The sequence below is a fragment of the Shewanella indica genome (assembly GCF_033842865.1).
Classification (GTDB): domain Bacteria; phylum Pseudomonadota; class Gammaproteobacteria; order Enterobacterales; family Shewanellaceae; genus Shewanella; species Shewanella indica.
The window spans coordinates 2,910,796-2,924,721 of sequence record NZ_JAWXXR010000001.1 but is presented as its reverse complement, the minus strand read 5'-3'; the positions used below and the strand labels follow the sequence as shown (position 1 = coordinate 2,924,721).

Here is a 13,926-nt window from a genome sequence, read left to right as displayed (position 1 = left end):
AATTGACTCCTAATTAGAAACCCAGACTTGAGAGCAGATCATCGACTTCATCCTGACCATTCACCACGTCTTCGCGTTGCTCTGCGTTCAGTATGGGGCCTTCTGCCTCTATGCTCTTATCCTCAGCGCCGCAGAGATCATCCAGCGGCTGCTCACCGAACACTGTCAGCAACGAAACCAAGCTGTTTTCCACTTCCCGCACCAGCTCTATGACCCGACGGATCATCTGTCCGGTCAAATCCTGAAAATCCTGAGCCATCAGTATCTGATTCAGTAATTCCCGCAGCCGACAAGCATCGGCTTCACTCTGTTGCATAAAGTGTTGTACGTCATGACACAGGCCCTTGAACTCATGCAAGGCCAAATCACGGCGCATCAGCTTATCCCAGGCGGGTTTGACATTTTGCAGATTGGTACTCAGAGCATCCGACAAAGGCAAGCATTCTTCGACTGCGTCCATAGTTTTGTTGGCTGCTTGCTCTGTCATATCAATGACATAGGTAAGGCGTTCTTTGGCGTCTGGGATATCAGTGTTGGCAAGCTCAATAAGGCGGCTATCTACCTGAAAATCCACTAAGGCGTTGTGCAACTGGCGGGTCAGCTTACCGACTTCTTCGAACAGATCCCTTTGCAGGGGAGCCGCCAGTTCCCGCAGCAATTCGTCGGCCTTATCCTGCTCTCCCTGACTGAGCAAGGCAACCAATTCCTGTGCCTGCTCCAAAGTCACCAGCCCGGATGTCTCTGCTTTCATTGCATCACCCCACTCAACCGAGCCGTTCGAAAATCTTATCCAATTTCTCTTTCAACGTAGCCGCGGTAAAAGGCTTAACAACATAACCATTCACGCCGGCCTGAGCCGCCGCAATAATCTGTTCACGTTTGGCTTCGGCAGTTACCATTAACACAGGGATATGTTTGAGATGCTCGTCGGCACGAATCGCCTTGAGCAGGTCGATTCCCTGCATCCCAGGCATGTTCCAGTCGGTCACGACGAAGTCAAAGTCGCCCTTTTGCAGCATAGGCAGAGCTGTTGAACCATCGTCTGCTTCCTGGGTGTTATTGAACCCCAGGTCTCGCAACAAGTTCTTAATGATCCGTCTCATCGTTGAAAAGTCGTCAACGATGAGAATCTTCATATTCTTGTCCAAGGTTTCCTCCGGTGAGCTGACATACTTATAAGTTGCTCAATCATTAATTACGCTTGTGTCCAGTGCTTGAGTTTGGCTTTCAGCCTCAGCATGGCCTGACTATGGATCTGGCTCACCCGGGACTCACTTACCTCAAGAATGACACCAATCTCTTTTAAATTCAGTGCTTCGTCATAATACAGCGACAAAACCAAGGCATCGCGCTCTGGCAAGCGCTTAATGGCATCGGTTAAGGCTGATTGGAATTGGCTTTGAGCCAGGCCCTCAAAAGTGTCATCTGCCGGCATATCTTCCGACATCAACACATCGGGCGCTACCCCCAAATCTTCTATTCCTATGATTTTACCGGTGGAAACATCATTGAGAATATGATGGTATTCATCCAACGACATCTCCAATCGCTCGGCAATTTCACTATCACGGGCATCCCGCCCCAACTCCTGTTCGAGCTCATCCATCACCTGAGCGACTCGCCGGTTATTGCGATGAACCGAGCGTGGAACCCAGTCGCCACGGCGTATCTCATCTATCATGGCGCCACGAATGCGGATCCCGGCAAAGGTCTCAAACTTGGCGCCTTTGCTGCCATCAAACTTGGATGAAGCTTCCAGCAATCCCATCATGCCGGCCTGCAGCAGGTCATCGAGTTGAACCGATGCAGGCAGACGGGCAAGCAGATGATGGGCTATTCGTTTTACCAGCGGTGCATAATGCTCAACGATCTGTGTCTTATCGTTTAAACCTGCGTATGCAGCCGCTTTATTCACTCGTACCATCCTCTCGGTAATCTGTCCTTTGAACCAAGCGCTCAACAAAAAACTCGAGATGCCCCCCAGGTTGCTGAGGTATCGGCCAGCTCATAATCTTGTTTGCCAGTCCATGATAAGCAATACTGGCCGGAGACTTGGGATAGGCTTCCACTATCAATTTCTGTTTCCGCACCGACTTGCGCAGGTTCTCATCAAACGGAATGGTTGCCACAAGTTCAAGTGCCACATCCAAAAATCTGTCAGTTACTTTACTGAGCTTAGCAAATAACTCCATCCCTTCCCGCAAACTCCGTACCATATTTGCGACAATTTTGAAGCGGAACACACCATGCTCACGACTGAGGATCTTAATCAGCGCATAAGCATCGGTAATAGAGGTGGGTTCATCACAGACAACCACAAGTACATCCTGTGATGCACGGGAGAAGCTGAGTACCATATCCGATATCCCGGCAGCCGTATCGACTACCAAGATATCAAACTGGGTTTTCATTTCACTGAAGGCGCGGATAAGCCCGGCGTGCTGAGCCGCAGTCAGTTCGACCATGGCCTGAGTCCCCGAGGTGGCGGGAATAATACCTATTCCTTTTGGGCCTCGAACGATAATATCATCAAGCTCCGACTCTCCCGATAGCACATGGGACAAATTGCGTTCGGCGCGTAAGCCGAGCATCACATCCACATTAGCCAACCCTAAGTCAGCATCCAAAACCAGGACACGTTTGCCTTTTTCTGCCAGAGCAACCGCGGTGTTGATGGAGACACTGGTTTTACCCACGCCCCCCTTGCCTCCGGTCACGGCAATTACTTTTACTTTTTCGTTATTTGGTTGATTCATCATTCGTAAACCGCTCGCTTGGTCCCGGGTCATAGCTTTACTCAAATGCATAGGTCATCTCTTCTGACCTGGCTTTATTATTAAAATGACTTGCTTCAGTCTTGTTCAATATGGCCAATGCCTGCTTGGCCAAGGTCAGGGTATCAGCGACCTGCATATCCTCAGGAACCCTTTGACCATCAGTAATATAACTTAATGATAATCCACTTTGGATCAACACGCTCAACGCGGCACCCAAAGAGACGGACTCATCAAGTTTAGTTAAAACCGCCCCTGCGAGATCAATTCGCTGGAAATGACTTACCGCCTCTTCAAGCACCCGACGTTGGCCGGTCGCCGAGAGCACCAGATAGCTACGAATAGGCAAACGGGTATTGGCGGTAAGGTTATCCAGTTGTTGGTACAAGCGCATATCCCTTTGCCCCATACCAGCGGTATCTATCAAAACCAGCTTCCGGCTGCGGAACTGATACAGTATCTGCTCCAACTCATTGAGGTCATGAGCCTGCTTCACCGGACATCCCATTATTTTGCCATAAGTTGCCAATTGCTCAAAGGCTCCGATGCGATAATGGTCCATGGTAACCAACAATACGGAATCCGGGCCATGATGGGCAATAAAACGGGCCGCCAATTTAGCCAATGTCGTGGTTTTACCGACTCCTGTAGGGCCGACCAGCGCGACAATACCGCCCTGACGCATTAAATCATCACCTTGATTATCAAGCAGGTTTGCCAGACTTTGCGGCAAGGCATGCCCAAGCTCAGCACTTTGATAGTGCTGACTCAGCGATGCCAGACGCTCGGCAACTTCAGGGGAGAATTCGGCTTCCAGTAATTTACGTTCCAGCATGGCACCGACAGGATCGGTGCGGCTACGCTGATCCGCCATCAAACTGGACAGCTGATGAGTCAACAAGCCGCGCAGAGAAGCCAGCTCTTCACGCATGGCCTCCATCTCTTGTTGTTGCTTGGCGCTATTGCCCTTACTTGCCCGCTCAGGTGTTTTTTCCCGCAGCTGTGGGGCTGGTTTATGCTCTTCAGTGAGCCCTTGGGCCCAAGCCGGCATCTCCAGTTCCTTGACGTTACTTTGCTGTCCGAGCTGTTCATTCAAACGGCTCTGTTGCCGCTCAAGTAAAGCCTGCAATGAGTCGGCCACAGGCTCTGGTTTGGCTTTTCTGTTAGCCTGTACATGCCCAGCGCCGAGGGAGACTTTATCCTCCCCCAATTCCATAAAAGGCGATGCAGTTGGTGCCGCTGCTGGCTTGGGGTCGTCATAATCAACCGCTGCCACTATTTCAATGCCGCCGGTAACCTTTTTATTGGACATGATCACGGCATCTGCGCCCAGAGTCTCTTTCACCTGAGCCAGGGCTGCGCGCATATCTTTGGCAAAAAAACGTTTAATCTTCACTCTCGGTTACCCCTGTTGGCCAACGGCTGCCACTATACGTATCTGTTTCTCGTCTGGGATCTCCTGATAAGAGATCACCCGCAGATTGGGAATAGTGTGCTTAACAAAACGAGACAGGGTTGAACGCAGCATGCCGGATGTCAGCAATATGGCGGGCTGACCAACCATTTCCTGCTTCTGGGCTGCGCCTGCCAGTGACTGTTGCATACGCTCTGCCAGTCCCGGCTCGATATTCGGACCTTCGCCCCCTGTCGCCTGCATTGACTGATGCAACATCTGTTCCAATTCTGGCGCCAAAGTTATGACGGGGATTTCCGGCTCAGGACCGGCTATCTCCTGCACTATCATACGCTTGAGGGCAATACGCACTGCGGCGGTCAACACCTCGGTATCATTACTCTTGGGCCCATACTCAAGCAAAGTTTGCACTATGGTACGCAGATCCCGAATCGACACCCCTTCATTAAGCAAGTTTTGCATCACTTTAACCACATTACCCAAGGTCATCACATCGGGAATAAAACCATCGACCAATTTGGGCGAATGCTTGGCCAGCATATCCAGCAACTGTTGCACTTCTTCGTAGCCCAGCAGTTTGGAAGCGTTGTTGGTCAAAAGTTGGCTGAGATGGGTAGCGACTACCGTTGCGGCATCCACAACCGTGTACCCCAGTGTTTGGGCGTGCTCTCTGAGCTCGGGTGCAATCCAAACCGCATCCAGGCCAAAGGCGGGATCTTTGGTTTCTATGCCATCAAGCTTACCAAATACCTGGCCCGGGTTGATTGCCAATTCGCAATCGTGACGCACTTCGGCTTCACCACTTGCCACCCCCATCAAGGAGATACGATAGGCATTGGGGGAAAGGTCCAAATTGTCGCGGATATGCACCGCCGGAACCAGGAATCCCAGCTCCTGGGACAGCTTCTTGCGAACCCCTTTGATACGGCCAAGAAGCTCGCCGCCCTGACCTTTATCCACCAAAGGAATAAGGCGATAACCTACCTCCAAACCTATGGTGTCAACATGACGCACATCATCCCAGCTAAGCTCTTTGGGTTCGCTAAGGCTTTTCTCGGTCGGCCCTTTCTTGGCCAGCTCCAGCGCCTGTTGTTTGTTCTTTTCATTGCGCTTATAGATGAAGAAAGCGCCCACTGAGGTCAGTACTGCAAAGGTTAAAAATGCCAGATGAGGCATGCCGGGTACTATTCCCATCACAAAGAGCACGGCCGAAGCGATCATTAAAGATTTGGGATTGTCGAACATCTGCTGTACGACCTGCTGCCCCATATCGCCGGACTCATTCTGGCGGGTCACCATCAGCGCCGCAGCAATCGACAACAGCAGCCCTGGGATCTGCGCTACCAGGCCGTCACCTATGGTCAGCAGGGTGTAAATCTCTACCGCTTGGGAAAAACTCAGCCCGTGCTGGACTATACCTATGATGAAACCACCCAGAATGTTGATCACCAAGATCAAAATACCGGCAATCGCGTCCCCTTTAACAAACTTGGAGGCACCATCCATAGAGCCGTAAAAGTCAGCCTCGCGGGTCACCTCTTCGCGGCGCACCCTGGCCTGTTCCTGGTTAAGGATCCCGGCATTGAGGTCAGCATCAATCGCCATCTGTTTACCCGGCATGGCATCCAAGGTAAAGCGAGCACTTACCTCAGAGATACGCCCTGCACCTTTGGTCACCACGGCAAAGTTGATGATAATCAGAATGAGGAACACCACCAGACCCACGGCATAGTTACCGCCGATCACCACCGAGCCGAAGGCTTCAATCACTTTACCGGCGGCATCACCACCATTGTGACCTTCAAGCAACACCACCCGGGTAGAGGCGACGTTAAGCGCCAGTCTGAGCAGAGTGGCAACCAGCAAAACAGTCGGGAAAGCGGCAAAATCCAGCGGCCTTTGGGTATAAACAGCCACCAAGAGCACCACCAGCGCCAAAGCGATATTGAAGGAAAACAGGATATCCAGCAAAAAGGCCGGCATAGGCAAAACTATCATGGCCAATGTCGCCAGCACCAAAAGCGGCGTGCCTACGCCCTTGAAGTTTGCCGGTTTTACTTGCCTCAGTTGCCCGAGCGTCGCTTTAACATCCATTCACTATTAGCCTGAAGTTTGACACTTGGGCTGAGTTCAGCAAGTTTCGCGCCAAGTTCACCTCAATACTGCTTGTATTCATCCGGAATGGGTTGATTGAGAGGAATAGGTTTGGGCCGTGTGCCCTTGCCTTTTTGGTATTGCCTGAGCTGGAACACATAGGCGAGCACTTGGGCCACAGCGGTGAAAAGACCTTCGGGGATCTGTTGATTAAGCTTGGTGGTATGGTAAATCGCCCGCGCCAGAGGTGGAGCCGATACGATTGCCACTTGGTGCTCCCTGGCAATTTCACGGATTTTAAAGGCCACATCGTCGACACCTTTGGCAAGCACAAAGGGCGCCGGTGACTTGTCTACATCATATTTTATCGCCACCGCAAAGTGCTCAGGGTTAACCACTATCACATCGGCATTGGGCACTTCGGTCATCATCCGCCGCTGGGCCATCTCCCTTTGCAACTGGCGAATACGGCCTTTGACTTCAGGCTTGCCTTCAGTGTCTTTGTACTCGTCCTTGACTTCCTGTTTGGTCATCCGCAACTGTTTGGCGTGATTCCAAATTTGAAACGGCACATCGATCACCACTATCACTAAGGTCGAAGCGCAGAGTAGAATAAAGATCCATACCAAGAGCTCCAGTGCATGGCGTATATTGCCCGGCAGGTGATCCTGCGACAACCTCAGGATATCGTCGAAATAAAAACTCAGCAGCAGATAGGCCGATAGCGCCACCACAGAAAACTTGGCAATCCCCTTGGCCAACTCCACCAGCGCCTGTACCCCAAACATACGTTTGAAGCCGTTCAAAGGATTCATCTTGCTGCCCTTGGGCATAAATGCCTGGGCCGAGAAACTAATACCACCGAGGACAATATTACCGACAAAGGCCACGAAACCGAGAAACAGAATAAAACCGGCCATAGGCCAACCCAGCTCGGCGGCAACTATACCCCAGACATTGAACAGACTATTGGTATCGAATATCTGATCCCGCTCCATGGAGAAGAGACGGCTCATGACCGAGGCCAGACTAGCAGCCAGACTTGGCCCCAACATGGCAAAACCAAGAGCTGCAGCCAATAATACCGCTGAAGTGCCTAACTCTTTTGACCTTGCAACCTGCCCTTTCTCTCTGGCCTGTTGCAAGCGCCTGGAGGTTGCCTCCTCGGTTTTTTCCTGCCCATCTTCGTTTTCTGCCATCAGGGCACTCCATCCAGATTACAGGTCAGCTCCAGCATGTCACACAGCAACAGCTGCGCCGCATGCCAAACCTCATCGAAGTGAGCCATCACAGGCCCCAGCGTCAGCCACAGAATAATCAGCCCGCCTATCATGGTGACGGGAAAACCTATGGCAAAGATGTTCAACTGTGGCGCCGCCCGGGTCATTACCCCGAAAGAAAGGTTAACGGTAAGCAAAGCCACAATGGCCGAGATAGACATGGTCAAGGCGGCACCAAACATATAGCTGCCCCACTCGGCCAGAGTACGATAATTGGCGATTTTTATCCCTTCATTGGATACCGGCAAGGTTTCAAAGCTTGCCACCAGCATACGTATCATCACCAGGTGACCATCGACCGCCAGGAAGATCATGGTGGTGAGCAGCAAAAAGAAGTTACCTATCACAGGTGTCTGCTGCCCTGAGCTGGGATCCACCATGGAAGCAAAGCCCAAACTGGTTTGCATACCTATTATCTGCCCGGTCAGTACAAAGGTTTGCATAATGAGCAAGGTGACAAACCCCATGGCAGTGCCGATAAGAATTTGCTGAGCAGTAATAAACACCGCCGCCAGAGAGAAAAGCTCCACCCCGGGCATGGGCGGCAGAACGGGGGCTATCGCCACAGTCATGGCCAGCGAAAGCAACAAACGGACTCTGGCAGGCGTGGTATTGGCACCGAAAACCGCCATCACCATCAACATGCTGGCCACCCGAAACAGGGGCCAAAGATAGGCGGCCAGGGTTTGTTGAATGCTATCGAACAATATCTCCATGGTTCAACCCACCACTTGCGGGATCCTGTGAACCATCTCGATAAAAAACTCCATCATGGTACGTACCAGCCAATGGCCGAGAAACATGAGTGCGAACAGAGTCATCAAGAGTCTGGGCAGAAAACTCAGTGTCTGTTCGTTAATAGAGGTTGCCGCCTGAAACACGGCCACAATCAAACCTATAACTAACCCGGGCACCACTATGGCCGAAACCATCAACACAATCACCGCCAGGGCTTCGCGAAAAATGTCGATCAGTGCCTCGGGAGTCATTTATGCCTCCTATAAACCGAAGCTGCCGGCGAGCGTACCCATCACCAGGGTCCAGCCATCGACCAGTACAAACAGCATAATTTTAAACGGCAAGGAAACAATCATGGGGGACAACATCATCATACCCATGGCCATCAGGATACTGGCCACCACCAAATCCAGTACCAGAAATGGCACGAACAGCATAAAGCCTATCTGGAATGCGGTCTTGAGTTCACTGGTGATAAAGGCCGGGATCACCACAGTCATGGGAGCATCTTCAGGATTGTTGATATTCTGATAACCTGAGATCTCAATAAAGGAGTTGAGATCTGTGGTGCGGGTCTGCGACAACATAAACTTTTTAAGCGGCGATTGGCCGGCATCGAATGCCTGCTGCAAGGTCATACTGTCATTCATGTAAGGTTGCACCGCATCATCATAGATACGGTCAAACACTGGCGCCATGATAAAGAAGGTCATAAACAGGCTCATACCAATAAGAACCTGATTGGAGGGAGTCTGCTGCAGCCCTATCGCCTGCCGCAAGATAGACAAGACGACTATGATTCGGGTGAAAGAGGTCAGCATGATCACCATAGCCGGCAGAAAGCTCATGGCGGTCATCAGCAGTAAGATCTGCATGGTCACCGAATACTGGGTCGAACCATCTGCCCCGGTCGTCACGGTTACCGCAGGAAACAGCGCATCCTGAGCTTGGGCAAAGCCTGGCAATAATATCAGGGGAAGTAGCAGGAGTGGCCAATATTTCATCATGGTTTCACCCTGGCTTGTCTGAGCTTGGCGGCGAAGCTCTCGTTGTCTATAGTCACCGGCCGCTCCAGCTTATCCACCAGGGAAACTTGCGCCGCGGTAACTCCCAGCAGGTACTGTTGACCGTCCAACTCCACCAACACCAACCTTTCTTTTTGCCCCAGCGGGGTAACCGCCAGGGTCTTAATAGCCGATTGGCTGCCCGGCACCAGATTAAGGCGTTTAACCAGATAAGCCAGCACAAAAATCAGCGCCAGTACCAGGATAAGCCCACCCATCATGCTGGCCATAGTCGCCAGGCTACTGCCGCCGTCGTGAGTCAAGGCGGTTGCCGCCTGGGTCGTTGTTTGAGTCATGGCCACCGGCTTATTTAAGTTTCTTAATGCGTTCTGTCTGGCTTATCACATCCGTCAAACGGATACCGAACTTGTCGTTAACCACGACCACTTCACCGTGAGCAATCAAGGTGCCGTTGACCATCACATCCAGAGGTTCACCGGCGACTCTATCCAGTTCCACTACCGAGCCTTGGTTAAGCTGCAACAGATTGCGGATACTGATAAAACTGCGTCCCACCTCCATGGAGATAGTCACGGGAATATCCAAAATGGTATCCAGTTTGGCGGCTTCCTCTTCCGACAAGGGTTTGGCATCATTCTTCAGCTCATCCAAATCAACCGCTTTGGCCTCCTCTTCAGCCTGCTCAGCCATGGCGGCCGCCCAATCGTCCATCTCTTCAGTACTCATTCTCTCTCACCTTATATTTCCGAGATATCCTTGGATTTCCCTTTGCGGGTTACCAGCTGCAGTTCGGTCTTGACCGTTTCCGGACGCGGGATCTTGTCGCAGATCTTTAGCGCCAGGTTTTCCTTGACTCTCCCCAACTTACATCTGTAAGTAGGCAAGTCTTCAATCTTCATCACTATATGCTCAGGCAACTCAACCGGGATCACATCACCGGCCTTAAATTCCATCACTTCTCTTAAGGTCATCTCTTTTTCAAGCAAGCGCGCATCCAGCCCCACTTCGACATCCATGATCTCGTCTTTCAGCGCTTGAGACCAGCGCATATCGGTATCTTGCTTATCGCTTTGAACCCCGGCATCCAGCAACTCCCGGATGGGTTCGATCATAGAATAAGGCATGGTGATGTGGAAATCGCCACCACCACCGTCTACCTCAATATGAAAAGAGTTCACCACCACCACTTCGGTCGGGCTAACGATATTGGCCATCGCCGGGTTAACCTCTGAGTCCAGATAGTCGAATTCGACATCCATCACAGGCGCCCAGGCATCTTTGTAATCTTCAAAAATAATCTTCAACAGCAGTTGCACTATGCGCCGCTCTGTCGGGGTGAACTCCCGTCCCTCAATCTTGGCGTGGAAACGGCCATCACCACCGAAGAAGTTGTCCACCAGAATGAACACCAATCTGGCTTCCATGGTGATCAGTGCCGTGCCCTTGAGCGGACTAAAGCGCACCATATTCAAGCTGGTTGGCACAAACAGAGTGTGCACATACTCACCAAACTTGAGCATCTGTACGCCGTTAATGGAGACTTCGGCGGCCCGGCGCATCATGTTGAACATGCTGATCCGCAGGTGACGGGCAAAGCGCTCGTTGACAATTTCCAGGGTCGGCATCCGGCCACGGACGATACGATCCTGTGAAGAAAAGTCATAGGACTGAGCTTCAAGAGTCGACTCCTGCGAATCATCTTCTTCGACGTCGTCCACGCCATGCAGCAGCGCATCAATTTCGTCTTGGCTTAATAAATCACTCACGATATTGCCTTCGCCTCTTGTCCCTGTTACTGCATCACAAAGCCGGTAAACAGCACTTTCTCAACCACTTTTCGGCCTGTTACCGGTTGCAGCGTGTTTTGCACATTGAGCAGCGCCAACTGCCTGAGCTCATCCTTACCCGCCTGGCTGCTGAGCTTTTCGACATCGGCACCGCTGAAGGTAGTCAGCAGTGCATCTTCAATCAATGGAACATGCTTCCTGATAGTGACATCGTCATCACTGCCCCGCACCATAAGCTGCACCTTGATCTCCACCAGCCTGGAACGGTTGGCCCCCGGCAGGTTGAACAGAAATGGTCTGGGCATAGCGACATAGAAGGCTTCCCTGCTGTCGTTGACCTGAGTGACTTCGGTACCCTGCTCCCCCTTGGCTGCATCGTTCGCAGAATCATCTGAGCCACCCAGGAAAAACCACAAGCCAGCGCCAATCAGCAGCAACACCACCAGACCTATGCCACCGAAGATAAAGAGTTTCTTTCTACTTTTAGGCGCCTGCGCCTCTTGCAGCTCAAGCTCTTCTTGCTCTGCCATCCTCTTTCCTATCCCTTAATCAACCGCACTGCCCGCGGAAAAATGCCATCCCTATAGGTTACCTGCTCAGGCGTAATAATCTATACCCGAGCCATAACTTGTTGTGTGATTTGTGCTTTGTACCGTTTCTTCGACGGAAATTTCACCGTTGGTGCTCTCCTGGGCAAAACCACCGCCATTGCCACCTTGCTGCTCGCCTTGCTCACGACCACCTTGGGAAATATGGCTATCGGCCAGGTTCATTCCCTGCTCCTGCAACATTTCTCTCAATCTGGGCATAGCCTGTTCCAGCATATCCCGGGTTTGCGGTTGGGTGACATGGAACTGCACTTGGGTCTGATCGCCATGCACCTGAACCCTGACCATCATGGCTCCAAGCTCAGGTGGGTCGAGACGAATTTCAGCCTGTTGCACACCATTACTGACCATGGTGATCAACTGTTGCCGCATCACGGGAGCAAAGCGTTGCACCATATCGGCGGTTTGCAGTGATTGCTCCATCCCCTGCCTCAACGACAGTTGATATTGGGCCATCTCTCCCCGCTGGGGAGGCTGTAATCCTTGTTGATGCAGCTGTTGCTGGAATGGGCTGATATCTGTCTGGGTTGATGCCGCATCACCCTTTAGCGCCTGATGTATGGCGTCACTCACAGGGCTTCGCACCTCGGCAGCAGTCTGAGTACCTTTCACCTCAGCCTTGACTAAGCTGGCGAGAACATCCTTGGCGACAGCTTTGTCACTCTTGCCGTCAGCGCCAACAGCCGTTGCCGCCGCGGTCACCGCAGCACCCAACTTGCCGGCAGTATCTGTCTTGGCCTTATCGGCAATTACGCTTTGCGCCAAGATCTTGTCACTCTTTTCCTCTGTGGCATTGAGCACAGCTTCACGAACCACAGCTGCCATACCATCCTGAGTCGCCGCCTTACGCGCTGACTTATCAGCATCCGCCCAGCCCATTTGTTGCTCGCCTTGCTGAGACTTGGCCTTATCTGCCGTAACCGTCTTATCAAGAGCCAGCAAAGGAGCATCTAAGGTTTCATCCTCTGCTTCGCTATCGCCTTTGCTTGCCGCTTCCTGATCAGTATCGGTCAGTTTGGCGCTGTCTTGTTCACTCTCGTCACTTTCGTCAGCGGTAATCAGTTCTGCACCTTCCGGGCTATCTATCGCTACTATGCCAAGCTCGACACCACTCTGTTTAAGGTTTTCCAGGAGCTGTATCTGTTCTTCGGGAGACATGGCCTTGATCTCATCTTCCTTGAGCCCAGTAAGTGCGGCAATCTGTGTTAGCAGACTTTGCTCATCGACTTCGGTGGCCATAGCGGTGACCATAGTGCCGTCTTCAGACGGCAAGTTCTTGCCCATGGCTATCTGCCCCAAAATGAGCGAGACATCAACGGCCTGTTCAGCATGGAGGTTTTCACTATCAAGACTGCCGCCGGTAAATGTCGGCTTAACGCTTTGTGAGTCGAATGAAAATTTAGTCTGCGCCTGTTGATAAGCGGCGAAAAAAGCTTCGTTATCAGTAGATTGTAGTGCATCTGTGGCGGAAACTCCCTTGCCGCCCGCATTGCCGATCAGGATATTGGATAACTGCTGCATGCCTTCCTCCAGCACCTAGGCCCTCAATAGATAAAGATAGGCCGAGTCAGAATTAATGTCTCTGCCTCAAACAAAGCAAAATTCACGCCAACAAATAAAATAGAATGGATAATCGAAGAACTACCCGGGAATGAAAGTCTGTGGAAGCTCAGTGGTTGAGCTTGCGACGAAAAAACTGCTGGGAAGCAAACTCATCGATGAGTTTTTGCTCCTGTTTGGCGGCTTTGGCTTCGGCCTGCAGGGCTTTTTTCTCCAGCAACATCTCCACCGCCTTACGCTTTTGCTGCTTCTCCAGCCAATGTTGCTGCCGATAGCCCCGCTGCTTATCGGCCTCGGCAACCACGGCGAGTTGTTGCCCTATGGCATCATCTACCTGACGCACAAATCGATGAAACTGCTGGTAATAGGAGGCGCCAATGCTCTGCCCCTGCTGGGCATCGAGTTGCTTCATATAGTCAAGACGGTATTCCTGCAGCGCCTGCAACTGAGACTTGCGCCTCTGGCATTCCATTTGCGCGGCTTTAAGCTGCAGTGCCGCCTGCTCTTCGGCTTCGACCGCCAGTTTCAACACTGTGTGCAAAGGATCGGGTTTCGCCATCTGTATTACTATTCCTTAAAATTGCCTGCCTTGCGGGCCTTAACCCGACTCTCTCAATCAGGCTCTGGCTACCCTATTCTCAGCACT

Annotated in this window: 16 protein-coding genes; all 16 read right to left on the bottom strand. The window is 51.8% G+C overall.

The features are described from left to right. Nucleotides 1-13: 13 nt before the first annotated feature. The 16 genes from SIL79_RS13145 to fliJ all read right to left on the bottom strand — a co-directional run bounded on the left by SIL79_RS13145 (nt 14) and on the right by fliJ (nt 13,839). The gene (locus tag SIL79_RS13145) at nt 14-751 is read right to left on the bottom strand and encodes a protein phosphatase CheZ (RefSeq protein WP_039035653.1); all 738 of its coding nucleotides are present in this window, start codon (nt 749-751) and stop codon (nt 14-16) included. A 13-nt stretch (nt 752-764) separates the two neighbouring features. Beyond that, a complete protein-coding gene (cheY, locus tag SIL79_RS13140) occupies nt 765-1,148 on the bottom strand; it encodes a chemotaxis response regulator CheY (RefSeq protein WP_025011074.1) in 384 nt (127 codons plus the stop codon). 47 nt (nt 1,149-1,195) lie between these two features. Further along, nucleotides 1,196-1,915, bottom strand: coding sequence for an RNA polymerase sigma factor FliA (locus tag SIL79_RS13135; RefSeq protein ID WP_039035652.1), 720 nt, complete (start codon nt 1,913-1,915; stop codon nt 1,196-1,198). Beyond that, complete coding sequence (locus tag SIL79_RS13130) at nt 1,908-2,789, bottom strand: MinD/ParA family protein (RefSeq protein ID WP_039035673.1); 882 nt, start codon at nt 2,787-2,789, stop codon at nt 1,908-1,910. Before SIL79_RS13130 ends, SIL79_RS13135 begins: the two co-directional genes overlap by 8 nt. 4 nt (nt 2,790-2,793) lie before the next feature. Then, entirely contained in the window at nt 2,794-4,170 is a 1,377-nt protein-coding gene (gene flhF / locus SIL79_RS13125) for a flagellar biosynthesis protein FlhF (RefSeq protein ID WP_319619330.1), read from the bottom strand. A 6-nt stretch (nt 4,171-4,176) separates the two neighbouring features. After that, the gene (gene flhA, locus SIL79_RS13120) at nt 4,177-6,282 is read right to left on the bottom strand and encodes a flagellar biosynthesis protein FlhA (protein ID WP_039035650.1); all 2,106 of its coding nucleotides are present in this window, start codon (nt 6,280-6,282) and stop codon (nt 4,177-4,179) included. Between the two features lie 62 nt (nt 6,283-6,344). Then, nucleotides 6,345-7,481, bottom strand: coding sequence for a flagellar biosynthesis protein FlhB (flhB, locus tag SIL79_RS13115; protein ID WP_039035649.1), 1,137 nt, complete (start codon nt 7,479-7,481; stop codon nt 6,345-6,347). Next, nucleotides 7,481-8,278 (bottom strand): flagellar biosynthetic protein FliR, encoded by a 798-nt coding sequence (gene fliR / locus SIL79_RS13110; RefSeq protein WP_039035648.1) that lies wholly within the window; start codon nt 8,276-8,278, stop codon nt 7,481-7,483. Before fliR ends, flhB begins: the two co-directional genes overlap by 1 nt. Nucleotides 8,279-8,281: 3 nt before the next feature. After that, nucleotides 8,282-8,551 (bottom strand): flagellar biosynthesis protein FliQ, encoded by a 270-nt coding sequence (gene fliQ, locus SIL79_RS13105; protein WP_039035647.1) that lies wholly within the window; start codon nt 8,549-8,551, stop codon nt 8,282-8,284. Between the two features lie 9 nt (nt 8,552-8,560). Continuing rightward, nucleotides 8,561-9,307 (bottom strand): flagellar type III secretion system pore protein FliP, encoded by a 747-nt coding sequence (gene fliP, locus SIL79_RS13100; protein WP_039035646.1) that lies wholly within the window; start codon nt 9,305-9,307, stop codon nt 8,561-8,563. Next, nucleotides 9,304-9,660 (bottom strand): flagellar biosynthetic protein FliO, encoded by a 357-nt coding sequence (fliO, locus tag SIL79_RS13095; protein ID WP_039035645.1) that lies wholly within the window; start codon nt 9,658-9,660, stop codon nt 9,304-9,306. Before fliO ends, fliP begins: the two co-directional genes overlap by 4 nt. A 10-nt stretch (nt 9,661-9,670) precedes the next feature. Continuing rightward, on the bottom strand, nt 9,671-10,051 hold the full coding sequence (gene fliN / locus SIL79_RS13090; RefSeq protein ID WP_039035644.1) for a flagellar motor switch protein FliN: 381 nt from the start codon (nt 10,049-10,051) through the stop codon (nt 9,671-9,673). Between the two features lie 11 nt (nt 10,052-10,062). Continuing rightward, entirely contained in the window at nt 10,063-11,091 is a 1,029-nt protein-coding gene (gene fliM / locus SIL79_RS13085) for a flagellar motor switch protein FliM (RefSeq protein WP_039035643.1), read from the bottom strand. A gap of 26 nt (nt 11,092-11,117) precedes the next feature. Beyond that, entirely contained in the window at nt 11,118-11,642 is a 525-nt protein-coding gene (gene fliL, locus SIL79_RS13080; protein WP_039035642.1) for a flagellar basal body-associated protein FliL, read from the bottom strand. Nucleotides 11,643-11,708: 66 nt separating this feature from the next. After that, nucleotides 11,709-13,241 carry a flagellar hook-length control protein FliK gene (locus SIL79_RS13075; RefSeq protein ID WP_071477471.1) on the bottom strand — a complete coding sequence of 511 codons (1,533 nt, stop codon included), beginning with the start codon at nt 13,239-13,241 and terminating at the stop codon, nt 11,709-11,711. Nucleotides 13,242-13,389: 148 nt separating this feature from the next. Next, a complete protein-coding gene (gene fliJ / locus SIL79_RS13070; protein ID WP_039035641.1) occupies nt 13,390-13,839 on the bottom strand; it encodes a flagellar export protein FliJ in 450 nt (149 codons plus the stop codon). Between the last annotated feature and the right edge of the window lie 87 nt (nt 13,840-13,926).

Coding starts and splice junctions, on each gene's coding strand:
- SIL79_RS13145 (WP_039035653.1), bottom strand. CDS start 751: ATGAAAGCAGAGACATCCGGGCTGGTGACTTTGGAGCAGGCACAGGAA.
- SIL79_RS13130 (WP_039035673.1), bottom strand. CDS start 2,789: ATGACCCGGGACCAAGCGAGCGGTTTACGAATGATGAATCAACCAAAT.
- flhA (WP_039035650.1), bottom strand. CDS start 6,282: ATGGATGTTAAAGCGACGCTCGGGCAACTGAGGCAAGTAAAACCGGCA.
- flhB (WP_039035649.1), bottom strand. CDS start 7,481: ATGGCAGAAAACGAAGATGGGCAGGAAAAAACCGAGGAGGCAACCTCC.
- fliR (WP_039035648.1), bottom strand. CDS start 8,278: ATGGAGATATTGTTCGATAGCATTCAACAAACCCTGGCCGCCTATCTT.
- fliQ (WP_039035647.1), bottom strand. CDS start 8,551: ATGACTCCCGAGGCACTGATCGACATTTTTCGCGAAGCCCTGGCGGTG.
- fliP (WP_039035646.1), bottom strand. CDS start 9,307: ATGATGAAATATTGGCCACTCCTGCTACTTCCCCTGATATTATTGCCA.
- fliO (WP_039035645.1), bottom strand. CDS start 9,660: ATGACTCAAACAACGACCCAGGCGGCAACCGCCTTGACTCACGACGGC.
- fliN (WP_039035644.1), bottom strand. CDS start 10,051: ATGAGTACTGAAGAGATGGACGATTGGGCGGCCGCCATGGCTGAGCAG.
- fliL (WP_039035642.1), bottom strand. CDS start 11,642: ATGGCAGAGCAAGAAGAGCTTGAGCTGCAAGAGGCGCAGGCGCCTAAA.
- SIL79_RS13075 (WP_071477471.1), bottom strand. CDS start 13,241: ATGCAGCAGTTATCCAATATCCTGATCGGCAATGCGGGCGGCAAGGGA.
- fliJ (WP_039035641.1), bottom strand. CDS start 13,839: ATGGCGAAACCCGATCCTTTGCACACAGTGTTGAAACTGGCGGTCGAA.